This window comes from Massilia sp. LXY-5, assembly GCF_059801075.1.
The window spans coordinates 80,445-105,693 of the sequence record NZ_JBNNEH010000009.1; the positions used below are offsets into that span (position 1 = coordinate 80,445).

Sequence of the window (25,249 nt, forward strand, 5' to 3'; positions counted from 1 at the left end):
GGACATTCATGACCATCCTGACCCAGGACCAAACGAAACGCATCTGCGACCGCGTGCTGTCGCTGTCGAAAGCGGACGAGTGCATCGTCACCATCGGCGGCAAGCGCAACGGCAACATCCGCTTCGCGCGCAACGCCGTGTCGACGGCCGGCCTGATCGACGACACGGCGATTACCGTGCGCGTTGCCTTCGGCAAGCGCCAGGGCACGGCGACCATCAACGAGTTCGACGACAAGTCGCTGGAAAAAGTCGTGCGCCGCGCGGAAGACCTGGCGCGCCTGGCGCCGGAAAACCCGGAATTCATGCCGGCCGTCGCCAGGTCGCCATTCAAGACCTCGAACACCTTCGTCCAGAAGACCGCCGACATCGACCCCGAGATCCGCGCCCAGGCGGCCGCCTACAGCATCGAGGCCTGCCGCAAGAAGGGCCTGGTCGCCGCCGGCTTCCTCACCGACTCGACCTCGTTCGAGACCATCGCCAATTCGAACGGCGTGTTCGGCCACCAGGCCCTGACTTCGCTCGATTTCACCTGCACCATCCGCACCGAAGACGGCCGCGGTTCGGGCTGGGTCAAGCGCTCGGCGCGCGACCTGGCGCGTTTCGACCCGCGCGAAGCGGCAGATGTCGCCATCGAAAAGGCGCTGCGCTCGGTCGATGCGAAAGCGCTGGAACCGGGCCGTTATACCGTCATCCTCGAGCCGGCCGCCACCAGCGACCTGCTGAACTACATGATGAACGGTTTTGATGCACGCCGCGCCGATGAGGGCCGCAGCTTCCTGTCGAAGGCCGGCGGCAAGAACCGCCTGGGAGATAAACTGTTCGACCAGCAGGTGAATATCTGGGCCGACCCCTGGAACCCGGACGTGCCGGTGCTGCCATGGGACGACACCATGCTGCCGCGCGAACGCCAGGACCTGATCAAGGACGGCCGCATCGCCGCACTCGACTACTCGCTGTTCTGGGCCAAACAGAAGGGGGTACGTCCGGTCGGCAGCCCGGGCAACATCATCATGGGCGGCACGAATAAATCGACGGCGGAGCTGATCGCGAATACCAAGAAGGGCGTGCTGGTCACCCGCACCTGGTACATCCGCATGGTCGACCCGCAATCGGTCCTGCTGACGGGCCTGACGCGCGACGGCACCTTCTATATCGAGAACGGCAATATCAAGCACCCCATTAAAAACTTCCGCTTCAACGAGAGTCCGGTCACGATGCTCAACAATATCGAGGAGATCGGCACGCCGGTGGTGCTCGGTGGCGACGAGGGGCCGAATCCGATGGTGATTCCGGCGATGAAGGTCAGGGATTTTAATTTCACGTCGCTGTCGGACGCGGTGTAAAGAAACGGCCCGCGGCCGACGGCATATGCGTTGGCCGGTGTGCACCGTAGGGTGGGCACTCCGTGCCCACGCGTATTCCGGTACGTGAATCGTCGGGATGGTTTTCGACCCGCACACGCCGCACCGCGTGGGCACGGAGTGCCCACCCTACGTTATACACACGTGCATAGTAATTGGAGACAGAATGGAACGACGTAGCTTCCTCAAAATCGGCGCCGGCACGGCGGGCGCCATGCTCGTGCCGGTCTTCGGCAACGCGATCGCCGCCGAAGAGCTGCTGAACCCGATGGCGCTCAGCTTCAAGAAGGCCCTGGCCGACGCCGCCCTGAACGCGGCGACGCAGGCCGGCGCCTCCTACTGCGACGTGCGCATCGGCCGCTACCTGAACCAGTTCATCACGACGCGCGACCTGAACGTCGAGAACATCACGAACACCGAATCGACCGGCATCGGCGTGCGCGTGATCGCCGGCGGCGCCTATGGTTTTGCCGCTACCAACAGCATGAACCCGGACGCCGTGGCAGCCGCGGCACGCCAGGCCGTGGCGATTGCGAAAGCCAACGCGAAGCTGCAGACCGAACCCGTGCAGCTCGCCCCTGTAAAAGGCGTGGGCGAAGTGGCATGGGCCACGCCGATCAGGAAGGACTGGCGCGCCGTGCCGGTGAAGGACAAGGCCGAGATGCTGATCGCCGCGAACAAGGCCGGCCTGGAGGCGGGCGCCAGCTTCATGACGGCAAACCTGTTCCAGATTAATCAACAAAAATATTTCGCCTCGACCGACGGCTCCTACATCGACCAGGACATCCACCGCCTGTGGGCGCCGATCAACGCCACCGCCGTCGACAAGGCAACCGGTAAATTCCGCTCGCGCGGCGGACTCGGCGCACCGGTGAGCATGGGCTACGAATACTTCGACGTGCGCGCGCAGGACAAAGTAAAAGCCGCCGGCAGCGTGACCACGCTCTACACGAAATCGTACGACGTGATCGAGGACGCGCGCCTGGCCGGCAAGCAGGCACGCGAGAAGCTGAGCGCGAAATCGGTCGAGCCGGGCAAATACGACCTGGTGCTGGCGCCGGAACACCTGTTCCTGACCATCCACGAAGCCGTCGGCCACCCGACGGAACTGGACCGCGTGCTCGGCTTTGAGGCCAACTACGCCGGCACCAGTTTCGCCACGCTCGACAAATGGCAGTCAAAGAATTTCAAGTTCGGCTCCGAGCGCGTGAATTTCATCGCCGACCGCACGACGCCGGGTTCGCTCGGCCTGATCGGATACGACGACGAAGGCGTGCGCGCCAAACAATGGGACATCATCAGGGACGGCGTGCTGGTGAATTACCAGGCCACGCGCGACCAGGCCCACATCATCGGCGAGAAGGAATCGCATGGTTGCTCCTACGCGGACTCGTGGAGCAACGTGCAGTTCCAGCGCATGCCGAACGTGTCGCTGGCCGCGGGCAAGGCACGCCTGACGCCCGACGAGATGGTCAAGGATGTCAAGAAGGGCATCTATATCGTCGGCCGCGGGTCGTATTCGATCGACCAGCAGCGCTACAACTTCCAGTTCGGCGGCACGCTGTTCTACGAAATCAGGAACGGCAAGATCACCAATCCGCTGGAGGATGTGGCCTACCAGTCGAACACCCAGGAATTCTGGAACGCCTGCAGCGCCATCTGCGACGAGCGCGACTGGCGCATGGGCGGCTCCTTCTTCGACGGCAAAGGCCAGCCGAGCCAGGTCAGCGCGGTTTCGCATGGCTCGAGCACGACGCGCTTCAACGGCATCAACGTGATCAACACCGCCCGCAAGATCGGTTAAGGAAAAAGACGATGAAACAGCTGAACCAGGAAGAAGCAAAACGCATCTGCGACCGCGTGATCGGATTCTCGAAGGCCGACGAATGCAGCGTCTCGATCGAAGGCAAGCGCGAGGGCAACGTGCGCTTCGCGCGCAACAGCATCTCGACCGCGGGCCTGAACGAGGACATGCAATTGACGGTGCGCGTCGCCTTCGGCAAGAAGGCCGGCATCGCGCGCCTGAACGAGTTCGACGACAAGTCGCTCGAAAAGGCGGTGCGCCGCGCCGAGGAGCTGGCGCGCCTGGCGCCGGAAAACCCGGAATTCATGCCGGCCGTGGGCAAGCAGGAATACAAGGCGACGCCGACATTTGCGCGCGCCACCGCCGACATCGATCCCGAGTACCGCGCGCAAGTCGCGGCCTACAGCATCGAGGCGGCGAAGAAGGCTGGCCTGGTCGCGGCCGGCTTCTTCAACGACGGCAAGCGCTTCGAAGCGATCGCCAATTCGAACGGCGTGTTCGGCTTCCAGGAGTCGACCGATCTCGCCTACACCTGCACCGTGCGCACCGAAGACGGACGCGGCTCGGGCTGGGTCACGCGCTCGGCCACCGATGCGCGCCGTTTCGACGCGCGCGAAGCGGCCGGCGTCGCCATCGAAAAGGCGCTGCGCTCGGTCGATGCGAAAGCGCTGGAGCCGGGCCGCTACACGGTGATCCTGGAGCCGGCCGCCACCTCCGAAGTGCTGGGCAATATGTTCGGCAGCTTCGAGGCGCGCGACGCCGACGAGGGCCGCAGTTTCCTGACCAAGGCCGGCGGCAAGAACCGGCTGGGCGATAAACTGTTCGACGAACAGATCAACGTCTGGGCCGACCCGTGGAATCCGGACGTGCCGGTCGCGCCCTGGGACGGCCAGTCGGGCCTGGCGCGCCAGCGTACCGACATCATCAAGAACGGCCGCATCGCCTCGCTCGACTATTCGCGCTACTGGGCGCAGAAGAAGGGCGTCGCCCCGACGGCCGGCCACGGCAACATGATCATGGCCGGCGGTTCGAAGTCGCTGGAAGAGCTGATCGCCTCGACCAAAAAGGGCGTGGTCGTGACCCGCACCTGGTACATCCGCATGGTCGACCCGCAATCGCTGCTGCTGACGGGCCTGACGCGCGACGGCACCTTCTATGTCGAGAACGGCAAGATCAAGTACCCGATCAAGAACTTCCGTTTCAACGAGAGCCCGGTGACGATCCTGAACAACGTCGAGGAACTCGGCAAGCCGGTCGTGATCGGCGGCGACGAGGTGCCCTACCAGATGGTGCTGCCGCCGATGAAGGTGCGCGACTTTAACTTTACTTCGCTGTCCGACGCGGTGTAGATGGCGGCTCGGTGATGGCACGTTATGATTTTTACTTCACCCGCCTGCTGTACGAGTCGGGCGACTGGGATGTGGACATCCGCATGCCCAGCAACGTGCTCAATTCGCTGGTCGAGTACACCACCCTGAAGGTGGATCCGGCCGAGCGGATGATCGCGCTGTCCGATCCGAAGGTGCTGGAGGCGCCGTTCTGCTACCTGGCCGGACACAAGCTGGTGCAGTTCACGCCCGCCGAGCGCAAGAACTTCGAGCGCTACGTGCGCGGCGGCGGCTTCGTTTTTGTGGACGACTGCAACCACGATATCGACGGCCTGTTCGCGAAATCCTTCGAGGCCGAGATGGCGAAGATCTTCGGCGGCTCGGCGCTGCGCAAGATCCCGAATAACCATCCCGTGTATTCGAGCTTCTTCAAATTCGACGGTCCGCCGAACACCTCGGTGGAGCTGAACGGCTGGGGCGACGACCTGGTGCACGAATATCTAAAAGCGATCGAGATCGGCGGCAGGGTGCGGGTGCTGTACTCGAACAAGGACTACGGCTGCGAGTGGGATTACGACTTCCGGAACAAACGGTTTCTCGCGGTCGACAATACCCGTTTTGCGGTGAACATCATTCAGTATGCGTTGGGAGCCTAAGTGGCAGAACATCAAGTGGCAGAGCAAGCAGCAGTGGCGTGGAGCGAGTCGGAAGTGGCCGACCTGGTGGCGAAGGTAGGGGCGCTGAAGACCAGCATGGCGCGCGTGATCATCGGCCAGGAACAGGTAGTGGACCTGCTGGTCACCTGCCTGCTGGCCGGCGGCCATGCCCTGGTCGAAGGCGTACCGGGACTCGGTAAAACGCTGCTCGTAAAATCGCTGGCACAGGCGACCGACATGCGGTTCCGCCGCGTGCAGTTCACGCCTGACCTGATGCCCTCGGATATCATCGGCACCGAAATCCTGGAAGAAGACCAGGCCACGCGCCAGCGCTCCTTCCGTTTCCAGCCCGGCCCCGTGTTCACGCAGGTGCTGCTGGCCGACGAGATCAACCGTGCGCCGCCGAAGACGCAATCGGCGTTGCTGGAAGCGATGCAGGAGCGCTCGGTCACCTTTGCCGGCCACACCCATGTGCTGCCAAAACCCTTTTTTGTGCTGGCCACGCAGAACCCGATCGAGCAAAGCGGCACCTATCCGCTGCCCGAGGCCCAGCTCGACCGTTTCCTGCTGCGCATCGACGTCGTCTACCCGACCGAAGACGAAGAAGTCATGATGGTGTCGAGGACCACGCAATCGGGCCTGCAGGATGCCGAACCGGCGATGGATTTGAAAACGCTGCTGCGCCTGCAGCAGCTGGTGCGCGACATCGCCATCGGCGAACACCTGCTGCGCTACGCGACGCGCCTGGTACGTGCGACGCGGCCGCAAGAGACCACGGTCGCGGCCGTGAAAAAGCACGTCGGCTGGGGCGCGGGGCCGCGCGCCGGCCAGGCGCTGGTGCTGGCGGCCAAGGCGCGCGCGCTGATGGCAGGGCGCCTGGCGGTCACGCGCGACGACATCGCGGCGATGCTGCTGCCGGTGCTGGCGCACCGGGTATTGCGCAATTTCGAGGCCGAAGCCGATAAGGTCGCGATGGCCGACATCCTGCAGGCGATCCGCGCCGAGATCAGGGTCGATTAATTGGTTCTTGCTAGCTCCGCGCTCATTGCGCACACGACCGACCTCGAACTCGTCATCCGCCACGTGCTGGCGGGACTGGGGCAGGGCGTGCACGCCGGCCGCGAGCGCGGAGCCGGCGTCGAGTTCTCCGAGTACCGGGCCTATGCGCCTGGCGACGAGTGGCGCCGCGTCGACTGGAAGCTGCTGGCGCGCGCCGACCGGTATTACGTGCGCGAGGCCGAACGCGACAGCCACGTCGCCGTCTGGCTGCTGCTGGACGCCAGCGCCTCGATGCTGGAACCGAGCCGCAGTATCGAGGGACTCGACAAGCTGGGCTATGCGCGTACGCTGCTGGCCTGCATTGCCGCGATCGCGCAGCGCCAGGGCGACGCCTTCGGCCTGGCCGTGCTCTCGAACGGACGCGCGCAGTTGGTGCCGGCCGCGCGCGGACCGCGCCAGTTACAGAGGGTGCTGGCCAAACTGACACAGGTGCAGGCCGCGGGCATGCTGCCCGATGCGGACGTGCTGCGCAGCGGCTTGCGTTTCGCCGGTGCGCCGTCCCTCATCTTTGCCGCCACCGATTTCCTCGACTGGCCATCAAGCCTGTCGGAAGCGCTGGTGCGCCTGCGCCACATGCGCCATGACGTGCGAGCCGTCTGCCTGCAGACCGAGGCCGAGTGCACGGGCGGCTTCAGCAGCGGTCCCGCCTACCGCGATCCCGAGCGCGAGGCAGGCGTGTTCCGTTTCGGCGCAGACCTGCGCGCGGGCTATCTGCGCAAGCGCGAGCAGCATTTTTCGGAGGTGACTGCCGGCTTGCGTGCGCACGACGTGCTGCAGGTAGCGGCGCGCATCGAACAGGCACCCGGTGAGGTGCTGCGCCAGATGCTGCGCCAGGGAGGCCGCCGATGAACAGCCTGTGGTGGCTGGCGCTGCCGACGCTGCTTTTGCCGGTCTGGTGGCACCGCAAGAAACGCGTGCAGGTAAAGGCCGAACCGCTCGCCAGCGCGCGCTTCCTGCCGTCTACCCAACCGAAGCAGATGCGGGTCTGGCGCTGGTCGGACATCGTTTTATTGATCGTGCGCTGCCTGCTGCTGGCCTGCGCGATCGCCTGGCTGGCCGACCCGGTCTTCCCGTGGCGCGGCAATACGGTCGTCGTGGCCGACGGCACCGACGGCGGCTGGGCCGAACGCGAAGTGAAAGCCGCAGGCTACCAGGAGGCGGCGCGCCTGCCGTTGCCGGCGAATGCGGCGCTGGCCTGGATCCGCGCCCACGAGCGCGAGTTCAAGCCTGATGCGCGCCTGCTGGTGCTGGGCGATGTCCCGATGCCGGCAACGCTGCCGCAGTTCGGCCGTTCCGTCGAACTGCGCACCCTGGCGAAGCCGGCGCCGCAGGTCGAGGCGCACGTGGCGATCTTCAGTACCCGCGCCGGCGAATGGCGCCGCCTGTTCGGCGCGCAGGACGGACCCCTGCGCGTTGTGGTCGACGACGGGCCGAATCCGAAAACGGAGCTGATCGTCTGGGACCGGCCAGATGCGCCGCCGGCCACGCTGCGCGCACCGCTGTGGTGGGCCACGGACGCCGGCGCCTTTGTCGAACTGGCGCAATCGAAGGCGGCCGCGGGCATCCGGTATGCCGATGGCGCGCGCGGCCGCGTGTGGGTCTCGAACGCCTGGCCGCCGGGCGATCCGGATAGCGCCAGGTCGCTGCTCGAAACCTGGCGCGAACTGCACTACGCGCCGCTTCCCTACACCGCGCCGGCGCTCGCCTTCGCACGCACGGAGGTTCCGGCGCGCGCCTACGCCAGCGGCGCCCTGCGCGATGTGTCGATGCTGGCGCTGGTCGCCCTGTTTGCGCTCGAGAGGATCCTGGCCCATGCACGGCGACGCTGACATCCTGCGCCGCCTGTGGCGTGCGGCCCTGTTGCGGCGCCTGCCGCTGTGGGTGCTGGGCACCTTGCCCTGGCTGAGCCTGCGCCTGCTGCCCGGCGTGCTTGCCTGGGTTGCCTGGTGCATGTGGGATGGCGCGCGCCTGCGCCGGCAGGTGACCTATGGCTGGACCGGCTGGCTGGACGCAGCAGTCCCGGACATGGAAGACAGCAGCGCCTTGCTGGTCGAGGCGGACACGCCGCTGGCGCAGATGCAGCGCCGGCGCCTGCTGGCGCGGCTGGATGCGGCGCTCGATGGAGCGGCCGTGCGCCGCACCGTGCGCGCGCATGTCGGTACCGGTTTGATCTGGCTGCTGCCCTGGCTGGCGCTGGCGGCACTGGCGTGGTTCTTCGGCCAGCAGCCCGCCGCCGGCGCGCACACGGCCAGGCCGGCGGCGCAGGCCGCGGCCGCCGCGCCGGCTATTGCGCAACTGACGGTGACGGCCACGCCGCCCGCCTACACGGGCGCGGCACGCACGACGGGCGCGCCGCGCGATATCGGCCTGCCTGAAGGCGGTACCGTGTCCTGGTGCTTGAAAAATCCCGAGGCGGGCGCGACGACGCTCGAACTGAGCGACGGCCGCAAGCTGGAAGTGGGTGAACGATGCGCGGCCCTGGTCGCCACCGAATCCCTGTTCTGGCGCTGGCGCGGCGCGCGCTATACGGTCAAAGTGACGCCGGATGCACCGCCGACGATCACGGTCACGCAGCCGGCGCAAATGGTGCAGGAACTGAAGACTGGCGCGTCGACCGCCGCGATGGCCCTGTCGGTGCAGGACGACTATCGCGTCCAGCGCGCCACCCTGCACCTGACGCTGGCGCGCGGCAGCGGAGAAAACATCAAATTCACCGACCGCGAGATGCCGCTGCCGGCCTCGAACAATCCGCGCCTGCGCAACTGGGCTAAAACCTGGACGCTGGCGGAACTGGGCATGGAGCCCGGCGATGAACTTTATTTTTTCGTGCGCGCGGCCGACAACGCGGCGCGTCCGCACACGGTGCAGTCGCCTGCATACACACTGCGCCTGCCCGCGCCGGAACCCGAGGACGAGGAAGAGACCTCGGCCATGCCGGTGCTGGTCAAACCGCAAAGCCTGCGCAGCCAGCGCCAGATCATCATCGATACCGAGCAGCTCATTGCCGACATGAAGTCGACCCGCATGAGCGCGGAGACGGTGCGCGAACGCAGCGAGGCGATAGCGGCGGACCAGGGCCAGCTGCGCCGCCGCTACGGCCAGTTCCTGGGCGAAGAGTCGAGCCTGTTCGGCGCCGAAGAACACGAAGAACACGAAGCGAGCGAAAAAAAGGGCGGCGAGATGGACGTGCTGCACCAGTTCGGCCACGCCCACGACGAGGTGGAAAACGCGACGCTGTACGACGAGGGCACGAAAAAGGTCCTGCGGCGTGCGCTGGCGGCGATGTGGGACGCCGAAAAGTCGCTGCGCGCCATTCAACCCAAGACGGCGCTCGCTCCCGAACACAAGGCGCTTGCCGCCATCAAGGAGCTGCAGCAGGCCGACCGCATCTACCTCCACAAGACCGCCTTCGTGCCGCCGCCGATCAAGGAAGCCATCCGCATGACGGGCGACGTCGTCGGCGCCGCCAGCTATGCGCGCGAGCAGGGCGGCTCGAACGAGGCGATTCCAGCTGAACTGCGCGAACTGGTGGCGGCACTCTCCAACGAAGGTGCGCTGCCGGCCCTGTGGACACGCACCGCGCACGACTGGGTACGCGCGCGCCTGAAGGACGACGAACAGCGCCTGGCGGCCCAGCGCGCGATCCAGGACGTGCTCGACGGCTGCCTGCACTGCCGTCCCGCGCTGCGGGCCTGGCTGCGTGCCGGCATCGAACAGGCGCCGGTGCTGCTCCAGGCGCAACCGGTCACGCACACACCGTTTACGCGCGCCTGGCGTGAAGGAAGCAACAAATGATCCTGGCGATCGTCCTCATCGGCGCGGCCAGCGTGCTCCTGTACCTGTGGCGGCGGCGCTTCCTCGACGCGCTGCTGGCTTTGGTCGCCGCCGCGGCGCTGGCGCTGCTCGCCTCCAACCTGGACATGCCGGGCGAGTCCGGCACCACGCTGGCGATCGACCCGCGCGATCCGCCGGCATCGCTCATTGGCGTGCGCAGCCTGCGCATCGAAGGCGATGGCCTGCGCGCGGCGCAGTGGGCGGATTTGCCCGCGCGCCCGCTGGCATGGACCGTCCCGGAGAAGGAGGTGCTGCATCTGGACTTCCCGCGCCGGCTGGCGCTGGGCCGCCTGTTTGCGCTGACGGTGAGGCGCGGCGGCGAGGCGCCGGCGCGCCTACAGCTGCTGGCCGAAAACGGGCAGCTACTGGCGGAGACGCGCGGTGCCGGCGACCTGACCGTCTCCTGGCTGCCGCCGCTGGCCGAGACGCTGGTGCTGAAAGCGCGCCTGCTGGGCGAGAAGGACGCAGTGCTGGCCGAGGGACCGGTGCCGGTGGTGGTCGACGACACCCGTCCGCTGTCCGTGCGCGGCCGCTTCAGCGCACCCTCGTTCGACCTGCGCGTGCTGAACGATCTGCTGGTGCAAAGCCGCGCCCTGGTCGATTGGCAGGTCGCGCTCGGCAAAACCGTCACCCGCAGCGAGCGCGCGCGCGAAACGGTCGATTCGCCCGATCTGCTGGTGATCGATGCCGCCTGGTTCGAGCGCGCTGCGCCAGGCGCGCGCGCGGCGCTGCTGGAGCAGGCGGCCGAAGGCGCGGCGTTGCTGGTGCTGGGCGCGAATGCGAACGACGCCGGCGTCTGGTCGCGCAGCCTGCAGCTGCCGCTGCGGGCCCAGGCGGACGGCAAGCTGAGCGGCGGCGCGCTGCCGCTGCCGCTGGCGCCACTGGCGCCCGCCACGCGCGTGGCCGGCGCCTGGACCGGCGACGGCAACGCGGTCTGGGCCCGCCAGTGGGGCAAAGGACGTATCGGCTGGCTGGCCGCCGCCGACTGGCACCGCCTGGCCATCACCGAGCCGCGTGCGCTCGCCCTGTGGTGGCAAGGGGTGCTCGACACGCTGCGCGTCGAGCGTGCGGAAGAGGTGAACTGGCTGGTGCCGCGCGAGATGCCGCTGCCCGGCCAGCGCCTGGAGGTGTGCGCACTCGGCGTGCGCGGCAAGGTCCGTTTCCGGGATTTGAACCAGATCCTCGACTGGCAGCGCCGGCTTGAGCGCGTCGATGCGTCCTGCGTGGCGGTCTGGCCGCGTGCGCCCGGCTGGCTGAGGATGGAAACCGGGGGAACGAAGCCGGCCGCCGGCCAGATCTACGTGTTCGCGCCGCAGGATTGGCCGCAGTGGCAAGCTGCCGAGCGGCGCGATGCGACCGCGCGCTATGCGGCGCGCACCCCGGTCCCCGCCGCAGCGACGCGGCGGCCGCTGCTCCAATGGCCGTTCGCCGTGCTGTTCGCACTCGCCATGCTGGCGCTGTGGTGGCGCGAACGGCGCGCGTTACCAGACTGACAAAGGCGAACGCGATCGTTGTCATATGGCAACGACACTATCCACGGCGATTCGTTACCTCAAGTAAACATCTCGACTTTCCCAACTGTGTTCAGTAAAGTCTGAACGCTCGCACGCATGCATCCGTCCACAGCTCGGCAAGGCCAGTCGGCCGCTCACGAACCACGATGACATCACAGACCTTTCAGGATTGGCCGCTTTGCCTAGCCGGGAGCCTGGCCGCAGCGGCCGCGCGGGGGAGGCTGCCGTGAACGCGCTGCGCCGGCTGGCGGCCCTCCTGTGCGGTACCGATCCCGGCATGCGCCGCATGCTCCAGTACTGGGCCGCGACCTGGGTGCTGTATGTCATCTGCATCGTTCTGCTGTCGTTGCAAGTCGCGCATGGCTTGAGCGATCCCGACGCGGCGCGCGGCCTGATGGCATTCGGCGCCTGCGGCGCCCTGTCCTTTTATGGGCTGATCCGCGCAAACGGCGTGTTCAAGCTCGCACCCGACCAGCTGGCGGTGGCGCAGGCTGCGTTTTCGCTGGTGTGCGCCATCTGGGCCTATGCCATTTCCGGGCCGCTGCGTGCGGCCATGCTGACCATGACGGTGGTGATCATCGTGTTCTGCATGTTTGCCCTGCGCCCGCGCCAGACCCTGATGCTGTCGGCCACTGCCATCGCCGGCATGGGGACGGCCATGTGGTGGCTGCAGGCGCACGACCCGCTGCGCTTTCCGCCGATCACCGAGCTGCTGACCTTCGGCTACCTGGCCGGCGCACTGGTGTCGACCGCGCTCCTGAGCGGCGAGATGAGCAAACTCCGCTCGCGCACCAAGCGCCAGAAGCGCGAACTGTCCGACGCCCTCGAGACCATCAAGGTGCTGGCCACCGTCGATGAGCTGACTTCCCTGATCAACCGGCGCCACATGAACGAAGTGCTCGAACGCGAAGAGCGGCGCCATGCGCCGGGCGCCGACACCTGCATCGCCCTGCTCGACATCGACTTCTTCAAACAAGTGAACGACCGCTACGGCCACGCGACCGGCGATGCCGTCCTGCGCGTGTTCTCGGCCACCGCACGGGCAGCGCTGCGCGCCAACGACGTGCTGGCGCGCTGGGGCGGCGAGGAATTCCTGTTGCTGCTGCCGGACGCCGCGCCGGACGATGCGCGCGCGGTGCTGCAGCGGATGGCCGAGCAGGTGCGTGCGATGACGGTGCCGGGGCTCGACGGCCGGCAGATCACCTTCTCCGCCGGGCTGGCCAAACGGCGTGCCGACGAACCGTTTGCCGACACCATCAGCCGCGCCGACAAGGCGCTCTACCAGGCGAAGGAGGCCGGCCGCGACCGCATCGCGCTGGCCCCAGCGGACATCGCGCCGGAGCGCCGCTACGGATCGCGTTGACCGCTCCGGAAGCGCAAACCCGGCCGCGCCTGCACTCGAAAGTGGGAGACCGGACGCAGCACCATGCCCATGCTGGCGCTGCGCGAAGTCTCATCGAATCTTGCCCGCCGTTACTCCTGAAGACTTGTGTTGGGTCAAGGCGCCCGGGAACACGCCAATCACACGTATCTACTCGGCAACACCTAGTCAGGATGATGGTATGTTTCCCGCCAACAATAAGTTATAGTTGTTATTTTGAAATAACAAACAATCTATTGGACGGGGCGACATGGACTTGGTTTACAAGAATGAAAAGACGCTGTTCGCGCTGATGCTCGTGCTCTCCCTGCTGGTCTGGGCTGTCCTGATTACAGGCGCCGGCTGGATCGCCCTCGCTTATGGCCTGGCCTTCTTCCTGTTTTACTGTTTCGCGCAGTCGGCCCTGATTTCCTGGATCAAGGGCACCGGCGTGCGCATCACGCACGAACAGTTCCCCGACCTCGAGCGCCAGATCGCGGCCTGCTGCGCCAAGCTCGGTCTGGAGCGCGAACCCGACGCCTACCTGCTGCAGATGGGCGGCTCGCTGAACGCCTTCGCCACCCGTTTTCTCGGCCGCGACTTCCTGGTGCTGTATTCGGATGTGGTCGATGGACTGCACGACAACCCGGATGCACTGAATTTTTATATCGGCCACGAGATCGGCCACATCAAGCGCAAGCACCTGAACTGGGCCACGGTGCTGCTGCCGGCCTCGCTGCTGCCACTGGTGGGCGCGGCCTATTCGCGGGCGCGCGAGTACACCTGCGACCGCCACGGCCTGGCCGCCTGCGAGCAGCCCCTGAATGCCGAATTCGGCCTCGCCGCGCTGGCGGCCGGCGGACGCCGCTGGCGCACCATGAACAAGAGCGCCTACATCGAGCAGGCGCGCGAAACCGAAGGCTTCTGGATGTCCTTCCATGAACTGGTCGGCGACTATCCGTGGCTAGTCAAACGTATGGCCGCCGTGCGCGCGCTGGCCGCCGGGCGCGAAGCCGAACAGCCGCGGCGCCACCTGCTGGCCACCTTGCTGGCGCTGTTCGTGCCGCGCCTGGGCGTGGCGGGCGGCGCCGGCGGCGCGGTGGTCACGCTGGCGATCGCCGGCATGCTGGCGGCGGTGGCGATTCCTGCCTACCAGGGCTACCAGCAAAAGGCGGCGGTTGCCGGCGCCTACTCGGCCGGCCTCGACGCGAGCACCAGGGTGGAGCGTTACCTGAAGGAACACGGCAAGGTTCCGACGCTGGCGCAGGCCGGCGTCGCTGTCGGCGGGGGCGCGCTGACCATCGATCCGGAAACGGCCGTGCTGCGCGTCACGGCGGGTGTCCAGGGCGCGCAAGGCGCCGGCGTGCTGTTGTTCGAACCCTCGATGGACGAGCACAAGCGCATCGCCTGGGCCTGCTCGGCGGAGGGCATCCTGCCGCAGGCGCTGCCGCAGGGGTGCCACTAGCTTGCATGCCTGTTCGCCGGGTGACAATGTGCGCATTTTCAAGGCAAAACACGCTATAAACTACGCCGCCATGAAACCACAAAACAAACTGCGGGTCGCCAACGTTCTCATGGGATTGGGGCTCGTGCCGCTGCTGATCGGCAGCTGCTGGATGTTCTCCACGCTGGCCGGCATCGACTACCAGAAGCAGAGCCAGATCGGCCTTGCCTTCCTGGCGATCGGCAAAGTCGTTTTCGCTTACGTCTTTGCCCTCATCGTCAGCGGCAGCAGCGCCGTATGGTCGGTCGCTGTCGAAAAAGGCAATGCCGGACCAGGCGTCGGCTCCTCCCGAACGATGCGCATACTGGTCGCGATGGTGCTGGTGGTGCCCCTGGTGTTGACCAGCCTGGCGCGGATTTGAACGCGCTTTCCTCAGCCTCCATGCTGGTCGCGCATCCACTCCTTTAGCCCTTCGACCCAGTTTTTCGCAGGCAGGTTCAGGCGCCGCTTGATGCCGCCCGCGCGCTCATGGAGCACCGAGAAATCGATCTGCGGCGCGCTTTTGAAGGCGATGACGACGATGTTCGCGTCGTGCACCTCGGGCAGCCAGACGACGGCGTCGAATACCTCCGTCATCGCTTCCAGGTTCTTGTCGTAGTTGCCGAACTCCCCGAACACGTTGGCGGTCATGATGCCGCCTGGCGTCAGGCAGTCGAAGCAGCCCTGGTAAAACTCGGGGGTATCGAGCACCGGGCCGCGTGCTTCCTCGTCGTATAGATCGACCTGCAAGGCGTCGACCGTGCCGTGGTTTTTCTTGTCCAGCACGAACTCCAAGGCGTTCATTTCGCGCACCTGCAAGCGCTCGTCGTCCGGCGGCAGTTCGAACAGGGCGCGGCAGATCGCGATCACGTTCGGATTGAGTTCGACCGCGGTGACGCGCGCGTCGGGAAAGCGGCGGTAGCAGAATTTGGTCAGCGCCGCGCTGCCCAGGCCCAGCTGCACGATGTGCTTCGGCGCCGACTGGAACAGCAGCCAGGCCATCATCATCTGCACGTATTCGAGTTCGATCGCATCCGGGCGAGACAGGCGCATCGCGCCCTGCTCCCATGAGGTGCCCAGGTGCAGCGAGCGCACGCCCTCGAATTCGGTGGTCGTGGCCGGCGGATGGCCGGGCTGGCTGAAGCGGGGATCGGAGGAAGAATGGTCGGACATGGTCAGGGGCGATCTTACCAGAGGCCCTTGCTACGGCACGCCGTTCGCGCACCATGCACGGTAGCCCGGCCTTTCCACGAGACGCGCCAGGTAGGCGGCCACATGCGGATTATCGGGGCGCGCCATCGGCGTCATCGACCAGCGGTTGAGAGACAGGCCGATCACGACATCTGCCAGCGTGAAGCGCTCGCCCGCGACATACGCGCCGGTGGCGGCCAGCTGCGCCTCGAGGATGCCGACGTGGCGGTTCCAGCTGGCGACGCCTGCTTCGATCTGCGCGGGATCCGTGTGTGCCGGGCTGGCGCGCACCAGCGCCATGAAGGGGTAGCGCCAGGCATTGTTCAGCTCCGTCGCCTGCCAGTCCATCCATTGCTCGACCCGGGCGCGCGCGTGCGCGTCGCGCGGCAGCAGCGCATCGCTCCCCGCGCGCGCACACAGGTAGCGGCAGATCGCGTTCGACTCCCACAGCGTGAAATCGCCATCGACCAGCACCGGCACCATGCGGTTGGGATTGAGCGCCGCGTGTTCCTCGCGCCAGTCCTCGCGCGTAAAAGGCAGGCCCAGTTCGACGCAGGTCCACAGCACCTTGCGCACGTTGATCGAAGTCGGTTTGCCGATGATGGTGAGCATGCGTTCCCTTTCAGTGTGGGGTCAGTGCCGGCAGGATCATGGTGACGGCCAGGCCGCCGCCTTCGCGGTTCGACAGCAGGATGCGTCCGCCGTGGGCTTCGGCGATCTCGCGCGCGAGCGCCAGTCCCAGGCCGGTGCCGCTGCGCTTGGTCGAATAGAAGGGCACCAGGGCATTCGTCAGCACCGCTTCGTTCATGCCGCTGCCGCGGTCGACCACCTCGACGCGTAATACGTCCTGCACGCGCCGTACCTGCAAGGCGACATGTTCGGGCGCGGAACCCGATTCGTGCGCATTTTTGAGGAGGTTGAGTAAAGCCTGTTCGAGCTGGGCCTGGTCCAGCAGGGCTGGTTCCGGCGGCAGCTCGCCCTCCAGGCGGAAGGGAATCTGCGAGGCGAGGCGGGCAATGAAGGCTTGCCAGTTGCAGCGCTCCAGGCGCGGCGTCGGCAGCTTCGCGAAGCGCGCGTAGCCCAGAATGAAACTCTCGAGGTGGCGCGTGCGCTCGCCGATGGTCTCCAGGATTTGCGGCAGCCGTTCGGTCTGGCCGCGCCGCACCAGTTCCGCGCCCGAGTGGGCGAGCGAAGCCAGCGGCGCGAGCGAATTGTTCAATTCGTGGCTGATCACGCGGATCACCTTCTTCCAGGTCTGCACTTCCTGGCGCCGCAGTTCTGCCGTCAGGTGACGCAGCAGCAGCAGCTCGTGCCTGCGCCCGTTCAGGCTGAAACTGCTGCGCGCCAGGTGGTAGACCTGTTCTTCTTCTCCTTCGCCGGCGGTGAACAGGCCGTCGCCGCCGCGCGCCAGGGCTTCGCCGAGGGCCGGCGAGGCCTGCGCCAGTAAATCGTCGAGCGCATGGCCCTCGAGTTTCCTGCCGTCGGCCAGCAGTTGGCGCGCGGCCAGGTTGGCGTAGACGACGGCGCCGGCGCCGGCCTGGTTGGGCACGGCGGCCACCAGCAGCATCGCCACCGGGGTGTTCTGGACCATGGTATCGAGCAGCAGTTCGCGCTGCACCAGGTCGCGCCGCTGTTCGCGCAGCACGTTGCCCAGTTCATTGTGGGCGCGGATCAGGTCGGCCAGTTCGTCGTTCTGCGGCCAGTGCAGGCTGAACGAAAAATCGCCGTCGCGGTAGCTCGTCACCGTGCCCTCCAGGGCCCGGAACAGAGAGAGGATCGGCTGCACCTGCGAGCGGATGGTGATGATGGCGATCGGGACGACGCAGGCCAGGCACAGGACCGCCGTCAGCAGCGGTCGCCCGGGGAGCAGGTGGTCGAGCGCGAGGGCGATGATGATGCCGACCGTGAGCAGGGTGCCGACCAGCGCGGAAAAACGGGTGACGAGAGAGAGGCGCATCGCGGTCGTTTGTTACGCGCGACCGATACCCAAACGCTCCATGCGCCGGTACAGCGCCTGGCGCGACAGGCCGAGTTCGGCGGCCGCCTGCGAGACGACGCCGCCGGCGCGCGCCAGGGCCGCAACGATGGTCTCGCGGTCCGGCTCGGCCTCGAGCGCCGGCGCCGGTGCGGAAACCGCCGCCGGCAGGCCGAGGTCGGGCGCGCGGATGACTGCGCCCTGGGCCAGCAGGTTGGCGCGCGCCATCACGTTTTTGAGTTCGCGCACATTGCCGGGCCAGGCGTGGGCGAGCAGGGCGCTCTCCGCGCTCCGATCGAGCTGCTTGCCGGGGGCGAGGAAACCCAGCGCCAGCGGCAGGATATCGCCCGGGCGGGCCGCCAGCGGCGGCAGCCGCAGTTCGATCACGTTCAACCGGTAAAACAGGTCTTCGCGGAAGGTGCCGGCGCGGATCATCGCGGATAAATCCGCATTCGTGGCACTGATCACCCGCACTTTGACCTGGCGCTCGCGGTTCGACCCCAGTCGCTCGAAGCGGCCGGTCTCTAACACGCGCAACAGCTTCATCTGGCCGGCCGGCGGCAGGTTCCCGATCTCGTCGAGGAACAGGGTGCCGCCGTCGGCCGCCTCGAATTTGCCCTCTCGCGCACGCGAGGCGCCGGTGTAGGCGCCGGCCTCGGCCCCGAACAGCTCGGCCTCGATCAGCTCCGAGGGCAGGGCGCCGCAGTTCAGCACCACGAAGGGGCCCCTGCTCACTTGCGAATTCGCCTGAATGATCTCGGCGATGCGTTCTTTACCCGTGCCGTTCGGTCCCGTGATCAGGACCGGCACGTCGGCGCGCGCGACCTGGCAGGCCAGTTGCAGCACGCGTTCGGTGGCCGGGTCGGCCCAGACCAGGTTACGTAAATCGTATTGCTGTTCCAGCTCGCGCCGTTCGCGCCGCTCGCGGCCCACGCGTTGGGCCAGCGCGCGATTGGCCTGGCCGAGTTCGACCAGGTTCGTTACCGTCGCCAGCAGGCGCTCGTCGTTCCAGGGTTTCGGTAAATAGTCGGCGGCGCCCGCTTTCACCAGGTCGACCGCCGCGTCGAGGTGGGTCCAGGCCGTCAGCAGGATCACCGGCAAATCCGGATACCGGGAACGGATCTGCCGGAACAAGGCCACCCCTTCCTCGCCCGAGGTGGTGTCGGCCGTAAAATTCATGTCCTGGATCACCAGGTCGACCGGCTCGCGCTGCAGGAGCGCGAGCCCTTCTTCCGGGGACGCCGCATGCAGGGCCGCGATGTCGTGCAGGGAGAACAGCACGTCGAGGGCGATCCCGACGGCGGCGTTGTCGTCAATGATGAGTACGGTAGGCATGGCCGTCAGGATAACATTGCTGCATTGCAAATCAAGCAGCTTCAAGCACTGCGGGTGGCCAGCGCCGGCGAAATGCTCGCCGCGCGCCAGGCCGGCCCGTACACCGCGATCACGCCCAGCAGCCAGAACACCACGCCCCCCGTCACCAGGTAGGCGAGCGGCAGGCGCGCCATCTGGAGTTTGCTGACCAGCAGCTGGTTCAGCGCCACCCCGAGCAGGATTCCGCCCACCACGCCGGCGCTGGTAATCATGAAGTTCTCGGTGATGAAGTAACGCAGGATATCGGCCTTTCGCGCACCGAGCGCGCGGCGCACGCCGATCTGTTTACGGCGCTGCGTGACCCACAGGCTGGCCATGCCGACGATGCCGCTGGCCGTAATCAGCAGCAGCAGCACGCTGACGGTGACCAGCATCCACGACAGCGCCATGTCGGCACGGTAGCGGTCCTTGCGGTACTTGTCGAGCGTGGTCGATTCCAGGATCACCGGCGTCGGCGAAGCCTTGCGCAGTGCCGCCTCGACTTCGCGGATCACGCGCTCGCGCTGGCCCGCTTCGGCGCGCACGGTGTACAGCGCGCCCGGATAGTTCCCGTAGATGCGCATCGGTGCGATGCTGGAGTATTCGCCGCGCGGCGTGACCTGCCCGCTCTGGGTCTGCAGGCGTTCGACCACGCCGACCACGCGCACTTCGATCGCGTCTTCCCCGGTACCGAAGTACATGTTCTTGCCGGTCGCCGGCACGCCTGGCCACATCTTCTCGGCCAGTGCCTTGGTGATGATCACGTGGCGCGGATAGACCTCGGTATTGGCGTCGACGTCGATGTATTCGCCCGGCAGGAAGTCGCGTCCTTCGACCAGTTTCAAGCCCCAGGTCTTGACCAGCGAATCCGGGGAAAAGTAGAACGAGGACGGCGCCGTTTCGTCGACCTGCTTGCGGTCGACGGCGACGCTGTTGTTCCAGCCCGATTGCGACAGCGGGATCTGGTTGACGTTGGCAACCGAGACGACGCCCGGTACGGCGCGAATCACCTCGGCTTCGCGTTTTTGCGTGGCGAGCATCTGCTCGGGGCCGCCGGCGGACAGGTTGCGCACGCTGATCGAGAACACGGCGTGTTCGTCGGCCACGCCGCTCGGACGGCTTGATGCCTGGCGCCGTTCGCTGACGATGTGCAGCGCGTTGGCAAGGATGGCGAGGCTGAGCGCGACCTGCAGCGCGACCAGGATCGCGCCGGTCTTGTTGCGCAGCAGCGCGGACAGGATAGGACGGATTTCCATGATGGTTCTCTCTGTTCGTATCGAGGTTATTGCGATTTGAGCTGGATGGCTGGCGTCACCTGGCAGGCGCGCCAGGTCGGCAGCAGGCCGGCCAGGATCGCGGCCAGCACCGACATCGCGAAGGTAAAGGCGAGCATGGTCAAATCCATATGCGCAATCGAGGCCACTTCGCTGCTCTGCATGGCGATCAGGGCCAGCGCGCCGAAGGCCAGCACCAGGCCCAGCACGCCGCCGGCGAGGCCGACCACCGCGCTCTCGATCAGGAACTGGCGGAAGATCTCGCGGCGCGAGGCGCCCAGCGCGCGGCGGATGCCGACTTCGGCGGCGCGCACCGAGAACTTCGCCAGCAAGAGGCCGATCGTGTTCACGAGGCACAGCAGCAGGAAGCCGAAGGCGAGCCAGGCCGACAGTTTCGTGTCCTTGTCCACCACTTCGCGCTCTTCCATCCATTCCTTCACGTTGAACAGCTTATTCGGCGCGGCGCGCTTCATGCGTCCGAGTTTGCGCTGCTCGGCGGCGTAGCTGTCGATGTAGGTCTGCAGCCCCGCGCGGTCGGCGCTGGAGGCGGTCTCGAACCAGAACTGGATCCAGGTGCAGTTCGAACGCAGGATGCCCTGGAAGCCCGGTTCCGAGCGCTCCGAGCAGTTCATGCCGCCGTTGTGCGTGGTCTCGTGGCGGATCGCGCTCCCCAGGGGAATGAAGAAGTCCTCGCCGTCGCCGAACTGTTCGCCGCCGACCAGCTTGTAGTAGCGCGGTTTCGGCGCCCACTTGTCGGTCACGCCGACGACCGTGAACGGAAAGCCCATGATGTTGATGCGCTGGCCGACCGGGTTGGCTTCGCCGTACAGCTTTTCGGCGATCTTGCGGCTGAGGACGACGACGTCGGCGCCGCGCTCGTCATCCTGCACGCTCCAGGTCTGGCCGCGCAGGAAGGGCACGTCGAACATGGCGAAGAAGTCGCGCGTGGGCGCCACGCCGGAGGCGGAGAAGGCCGGCAAGTCCTTGCGCGGCGGCTCGATCGGCGAGGCGATGCCGTACAGGGCCACGCGGCGCTCGCCCTGGCCGCTTTTCAGGAGGTTCATCGCGTCCTGGTAGGTCACCTGGTTCTCGCGCAGCTTTTCCCCAGGGTTGTAGTTGTCGACCGGCGCCACGTCGAAGATCGGCACGAACAGGCGCTCGCTCTTCTGCGGGATCGGGTCGCCCGACATCATGTGCAGGATGGTCAGCGTCGAGACGCTGGCGGCCACGCCGATGGCGAGCGTGAGCACCATCAGCGCGGTCAGCGCGGGATTGCGGCGCAGGCTGCGCAGGCCGAGCTTGAAGTAATAGCTGAACATGGTCGCTCCCCGATCAAACCGACGCCACGCTGGCGGCCAGGGTCGGCCCCTTGCGCACCAGGTCCGACACCTGGCCGTCGATGATGTGCACGTTGCGCGTGGTGCGCACGGCCAGTTCCGGATCGTGGGTCACCATCAGGATCGTGGTGCCGGCCGCGTTGATCTCTTCCAGCAGTTCCATGACGCCGCGCGCCATCTGCGTGTCGAGGTTACCGGTCGGCTCGTCGGCCAGCAGCAGCTTCGGCGAGCCGGCCAGTGCGCGCGCGATCGCCACGCGCTGCTGCTGGCCGCCCGACAGCTCGGCCGGGAAGTGCTTCATGCGCGAGGCCAGGCCGACCTTGGCCAGCGCGTCCTCGATCCGTTCCTTGCGCTCGGCCGCATTGAAGCCGCGGTAGCGCAGCGGGACGTCGACGTTGTCGAACAGGCTCAAATCGGGGATCAGATTGAAACCCTGGAAGATGAAGCCCAGCTTCTCGTTGCGCAGGCGCGAACGGGCGTCGTCGTCCATGCCCTTCACGTTGACGCCGTCGAGCACATATTCTCCGCTGGTGAATTCCTCCAGCAGGCCGGCGATGTTGAGAAAACTGGTTTTGCCCGAGCCTGAAGGACCGGTGACGGTCACGAATTCGCCCTGGTTGACCTGGATCTCGAAGCCGCGCAGCGCGTGGGTTTCGATCATGTGGGTGCGGTACACCTTGGAGAGGTTGGTCATGCGCAGCATGGGATGTCCTTTCAGGAGAGGTTTTACTTATTAATGGTTGATCGAGATGCGGTTCGCGTTCTCGAAGGTGTCGGTGCCGGCGACGACGACCTTGTCGCCCGGTTTCAGGCCTTTGACGATTTCGACGGCGGAGATGCTGGTGGCGCCCAGCTGGATCGGGGTACGGGTCGCGATGCCGTCCTGGACCACGTAGGCGAAGCGTCCGCCTTCGCTTTCGACGAAGGGCCCGCGCGGCAGCATCAGGACGTTCGGCTTTTCTTCGATCAGGAGGCGCGCCGTGACGCGCTGGCTCTGGCGCAGGCCTTTTGGTTGCTCGCCGTCGAAACGGACCCGGGCCAGCACCTGGTTTTTCACGACTTCCGGCGACAGGGCGACCAGCTTGCCGCTGGCGGTACCGGAGGGCAGGGTGATTTCGGCCGTCATGCCCAGGCCCATGTCGGACACATAGGTTTCCGGTACCTCGAGTTCGACTTCGAGGCGAGACAGGTCGACCAGGGTCATCAGGGGCGCATTGGCCGCGACCACCATCCGGTTCTGCACGTTCAGGGTGCCGATGAAGCCGTCGACCGGGGCGCGCACCGTCAGTTCGTCGACGCGGCGCTGGGCGTTCGCCATCGACAGGCGGGCGCGCTCCATCTCGTTGGTCTTGGTGCGGATGGCGAGCGCCACGTCGTCGCCTTCCAGCGTGGCCGCTTGCGTGGCGTGTCTGGCGCGGATGCCGGCCGAGTTCAGGGCGTCCTTGGCTTTCTGGTAGTCGATCTTGGCGATGACGCCGACCTGCGCCACGCTCTCGTAGCGCTCCAGCGTGCGCTGGGCCGACAGGCGCTCGATCTCGGCGACGTCGGCTTCGCGCTGGGCGAGGAGCTTCTGCTTGCGCGACAGGATCTGCTGGCGCGCGACCTCGGCTTTCAATTGTTCGTAAGTGGATTGTTCGCGTTTCAGGGCGTCGGACAGGTCGGGCGATTCGAGCACGGCGAGGACGTCGCCCCGTTTGACGGTGTCGCCGGCCGCGACTTTCAAATTGACGGTGGCCGGCGCGGTCGAGAACAGGGTCGGGCTGACGGCGGCAACGACACGGCCGTTGACGGAAGCGTCGCGCACCAGGGTGCCGCGGCTGACTTCGGCGATGCGCAGGCGGCTGGCGCTGACCGAATGCTCGCTGTCGCGCCAGCTTTTCAGCAGCAGGGTGGACACGGCGATCAATGCGAGGGCGCCGCCGATCAGCAGGGCGCGACGTTTCGTTTTCTGGCCCGGCGGGGCGGTGACGACGGTGTCTTGATGGGATGTATCGCGGATCATGATGGTTTCGATAACGACGTGAATGCTGTCGTTATTGCACGATCCGTGCCAGGCCTTAAGTCATTGATTCCATTGGTGACCGGGCGCGCGGACGGGGTGTCCGGCCTGTCCGTACAGGGGCGTCCGTACGTACGCGGACACGGGCGTGTCCGTTCGAATGGCGTGCGGAGGTGGGGCTGTTGCCTGCGGCGCTCTCGGTGTGTTCAATCCGCATGGGCAAGCCCGTCCTACGGGCACCGCTGTCGGCGAGCGCATTCGAAACCTGGCTACGCGTGTCCGAGGAGGGCATGCCCTGCTCGGCGCGCAGGGTTTTGCGACTATCCGCAAACGGCGGGCGGAACTGCAGAAAAAGCGTAAACGCGCGAAAATGGTGCATTCCGTTTCTGGCCACCATCAGGCCCTTCCACCATGTCCATCGCTACTACTCCTTCGTCCCTGCCGGGCCGCGCCGACATCAATGCGCGCCCGCTCGGTATCGCCCTCCTGCTGATCGTACTCGGCGCCCTGTACCTGTCGCAGGCCGTCAGCGCGAAGATCGCCGCCCTGTTCGTGGTCGGCGCGCTGCTCGGCATCTCGCTGTACCACGCCGCCTTCGGCTTTACTTCCGCCTGGCGCGTCTTCATTGCCGACGGCCGCGGCGCCGGCCTGCGCGCGCAAATGCTCATGCTCGCCGTCGGCGTGGCGCTGTTCTTCCCGGCGCTTGCCAACGGCAGCCTGTTCGGCAATCCCGTTACCGGCCTGGTGTCGCCGGCCGGCACCTCGGTGATCGTCGGCGCCTTCATCTTCGGCATCGGCATGCAGCTCGGCGGCGGCTGCGCTTCCGGCACCCTGTACACGGTCGGCGGCGGCAGCACGCGCATGCTGGTGACCCTGTTCTTCTTCATCGTCGGCTCCGTGGTCGCCACCGCCTACATGCCGTTCTGGACCTCGCTGCCGCAATTGCAGCCGATCTCCCTCGTCAAGACACTGGGCCTGGCGCCGGCGCTGCTGCTCAACTGGATCGTGTTCGCGGCGATCGCGGCCATCACGGTGGTCGTCGAAAAGCGCCGCCACGGCCGGCTGGTGGTGCCGGAGGCGCAGCGCGCACCGCGTTCGCCCTGGCTGCGCGGCCCGTGGCCGCTAGTGGCAGGCGCGCTGGCGCTGGTGCTGCTCAATTTCGCCACGCTGGCGCTGTCGGGCCGGCCCTGGGGCGTGACCTCGGCCTTTGCCCTGTGGGGCGCGAAGGGCGCGGCGCTGATCGGCATCGACACGCCGAGCTGGGCCTACTGGTCGACCAAGGCGAATGCCGCCGCGCTGGCGGCGCCGGTCTCACATGACGTGACCTCGATGATGGACCTCGGCATCGTGCTCGGCGCGATGCTGGCGGCGGCGCTGGCCGGCCGCTATGCTCCGGTCTGGCGCCTGCCGCTGCGCTCCTTGATTGCGGCAGCCGTCGGCGGCCTGATGCTCGGCTTCGGCGCGCGCCTGGCCTATGGCTGCAACATCGGCGCCTATTTCAGCGGCATCGTCTCGGGCAGCCTGCACGGCTGGCTGTGGCTGGTCGCCGCGTTTGCCGGCAACGTGTTCGGGACGCGCCTGCGCCCGCTGTTCGGCCTGGAAGTCGAGCGCGTCAAGCTGGCTGCCTGCTGAACACAAAGAAACGGGTTTCTGAATTTAACAATCGAAATCTTTTTTGCAACAAATATTATTGTCGAGAAACTTTACAAGCCGGTCTGCGT

General features: G+C 66.5%; 21 protein-coding genes. 13 read left to right on the forward strand and 8 right to left on the reverse strand.

Features of this window, described 5'->3' with window-relative positions:
- Positions 1 to 8 precede the first annotated feature (8 nt).
- The 12 genes from ACI48I_RS23785 (at position 9) to ACI48I_RS23840 (ending at position 14,781) form a co-directional block, all read left to right on the forward strand.
- Positions 9 to 1,343 (forward strand): TldD/PmbA family protein, encoded by a 1,335-nt coding sequence (locus ACI48I_RS23785; RefSeq protein WP_498575683.1) that lies wholly within the window; start codon positions 9 to 11, stop codon positions 1,341 to 1,343.
- A 184-nt stretch (positions 1,344 to 1,527) separates the two neighbouring features.
- Positions 1,528 to 3,165 carry a TldD/PmbA family protein gene (locus ACI48I_RS23790; protein WP_498575684.1) on the forward strand — a complete coding sequence of 546 codons (1,638 nt, stop codon included), beginning with the start codon at positions 1,528 to 1,530 and terminating at the stop codon, positions 3,163 to 3,165.
- 11 nt (positions 3,166 to 3,176) lie between these two features.
- Positions 3,177 to 4,514, forward strand: coding sequence for a TldD/PmbA family protein (locus tag ACI48I_RS23795; protein ID WP_498575685.1), 1,338 nt, complete (start codon positions 3,177 to 3,179; stop codon positions 4,512 to 4,514).
- A gap of 14 nt (positions 4,515 to 4,528) precedes the next feature.
- Positions 4,529 to 5,149, forward strand: a complete 621-nt coding sequence (locus ACI48I_RS23800; protein ID WP_193687496.1) for a DUF4159 domain-containing protein — start codon at positions 4,529 to 4,531, stop codon at positions 5,147 to 5,149.
- Between the two features lie 15 nt (positions 5,150 to 5,164).
- The gene (locus ACI48I_RS23805) at positions 5,165 to 6,169 is read left to right on the forward strand and encodes an AAA family ATPase (protein ID WP_498575702.1); all 1,005 of its coding nucleotides are present in this window, start codon (positions 5,165 to 5,167) and stop codon (positions 6,167 to 6,169) included.
- Positions 6,170 to 7,057: a DUF58 domain-containing protein gene (locus ACI48I_RS23810; RefSeq protein WP_193687494.1), complete on the forward strand. Its 888-nt coding sequence runs from the start codon at positions 6,170 to 6,172 to the stop codon at positions 7,055 to 7,057.
- Positions 7,054 to 8,037, forward strand: coding sequence for a BatA domain-containing protein (locus tag ACI48I_RS23815; RefSeq protein ID WP_498575686.1), 984 nt, complete (start codon positions 7,054 to 7,056; stop codon positions 8,035 to 8,037). Before ACI48I_RS23810 ends, ACI48I_RS23815 begins: the two co-directional genes overlap by 4 nt.
- Positions 8,021 to 10,003 (forward strand): hypothetical protein, encoded by a 1,983-nt coding sequence (locus ACI48I_RS23820; RefSeq protein WP_498575687.1) that lies wholly within the window; start codon positions 8,021 to 8,023, stop codon positions 10,001 to 10,003. The genes ACI48I_RS23815 and ACI48I_RS23820 overlap by 17 nt, the downstream gene beginning before the upstream one ends.
- Positions 10,000 to 11,535, forward strand: coding sequence for a hypothetical protein (locus ACI48I_RS23825; RefSeq protein ID WP_498575688.1), 1,536 nt, complete (start codon positions 10,000 to 10,002; stop codon positions 11,533 to 11,535). Before ACI48I_RS23820 ends, ACI48I_RS23825 begins: the two co-directional genes overlap by 4 nt.
- 247 nt (positions 11,536 to 11,782) lie before the next feature.
- Positions 11,783 to 12,919 carry a diguanylate cyclase gene (locus tag ACI48I_RS23830; RefSeq protein WP_498575689.1) on the forward strand — a complete coding sequence of 379 codons (1,137 nt, stop codon included), beginning with the start codon at positions 11,783 to 11,785 and terminating at the stop codon, positions 12,917 to 12,919.
- A gap of 268 nt (positions 12,920 to 13,187) precedes the next feature.
- Positions 13,188 to 14,381, forward strand: coding sequence for a M48 family metalloprotease (locus ACI48I_RS23835; protein ID WP_498575690.1), 1,194 nt, complete (start codon positions 13,188 to 13,190; stop codon positions 14,379 to 14,381).
- Between the two features lie 70 nt (positions 14,382 to 14,451).
- On the forward strand, positions 14,452 to 14,781 hold the full coding sequence (locus tag ACI48I_RS23840) for a hypothetical protein (protein ID WP_498575691.1): 330 nt from the start codon (positions 14,452 to 14,454) through the stop codon (positions 14,779 to 14,781).
- Positions 14,782 to 14,792: 11 nt separating this feature from the next.
- Here the strand turns inward: ACI48I_RS23840 and ACI48I_RS23845 are convergent, their stop codons facing one another.
- From ACI48I_RS23845 to ACI48I_RS23880, 8 genes are read right to left on the reverse strand one after another with little or no spacing between them, the layout of a single operon-like run.
- Positions 14,793 to 15,572, reverse strand: coding sequence for a spermine/spermidine synthase domain-containing protein (locus tag ACI48I_RS23845; protein ID WP_498575692.1), 780 nt, complete (start codon positions 15,570 to 15,572; stop codon positions 14,793 to 14,795).
- A gap of 30 nt (positions 15,573 to 15,602) precedes the next feature.
- Positions 15,603 to 16,202 (reverse strand): glutathione S-transferase family protein, encoded by a 600-nt coding sequence (locus ACI48I_RS23850; protein ID WP_498575693.1) that lies wholly within the window; start codon positions 16,200 to 16,202, stop codon positions 15,603 to 15,605.
- 10 nt (positions 16,203 to 16,212) lie between these two features.
- On the reverse strand, positions 16,213 to 17,547 hold the full coding sequence (locus ACI48I_RS23855; RefSeq protein ID WP_193687485.1) for a sensor histidine kinase: 1,335 nt from the start codon (positions 17,545 to 17,547) through the stop codon (positions 16,213 to 16,215).
- Between the two features lie 12 nt (positions 17,548 to 17,559).
- On the reverse strand, positions 17,560 to 18,900 hold the full coding sequence (locus ACI48I_RS23860) for a sigma-54-dependent transcriptional regulator (RefSeq protein ID WP_193687484.1): 1,341 nt from the start codon (positions 18,898 to 18,900) through the stop codon (positions 17,560 to 17,562).
- Between the two features lie 41 nt (positions 18,901 to 18,941).
- Positions 18,942 to 20,174: an ABC transporter permease gene (locus ACI48I_RS23865; protein ID WP_498575694.1), complete on the reverse strand. Its 1,233-nt coding sequence runs from the start codon at positions 20,172 to 20,174 to the stop codon at positions 18,942 to 18,944.
- A 26-nt stretch (positions 20,175 to 20,200) separates the two neighbouring features.
- On the reverse strand, positions 20,201 to 21,511 hold the full coding sequence (locus ACI48I_RS23870) for an ABC transporter permease (protein WP_498575695.1): 1,311 nt from the start codon (positions 21,509 to 21,511) through the stop codon (positions 20,201 to 20,203).
- Positions 21,512 to 21,524: 13 nt separating this feature from the next.
- Entirely contained in the window at positions 21,525 to 22,232 is a 708-nt protein-coding gene (locus ACI48I_RS23875) for an ABC transporter ATP-binding protein (RefSeq protein WP_193687481.1), read from the reverse strand.
- Positions 22,233 to 22,262: 30 nt separating this feature from the next.
- Positions 22,263 to 23,531, reverse strand: a complete 1,269-nt coding sequence (locus ACI48I_RS23880; RefSeq protein WP_498575696.1) for an efflux RND transporter periplasmic adaptor subunit — start codon at positions 23,529 to 23,531, stop codon at positions 22,263 to 22,265.
- A gap of 408 nt (positions 23,532 to 23,939) precedes the next feature.
- Here ACI48I_RS23880 and ACI48I_RS23885 point away from each other — a divergent pair, with 408 nt between their 5' ends.
- Positions 23,940 to 25,160 carry a YeeE/YedE family protein gene (locus tag ACI48I_RS23885; protein WP_498575697.1) on the forward strand — a complete coding sequence of 407 codons (1,221 nt, stop codon included), beginning with the start codon at positions 23,940 to 23,942 and terminating at the stop codon, positions 25,158 to 25,160.
- The last annotated feature ends 89 nt before the right edge of the window (positions 25,161 to 25,249 follow it).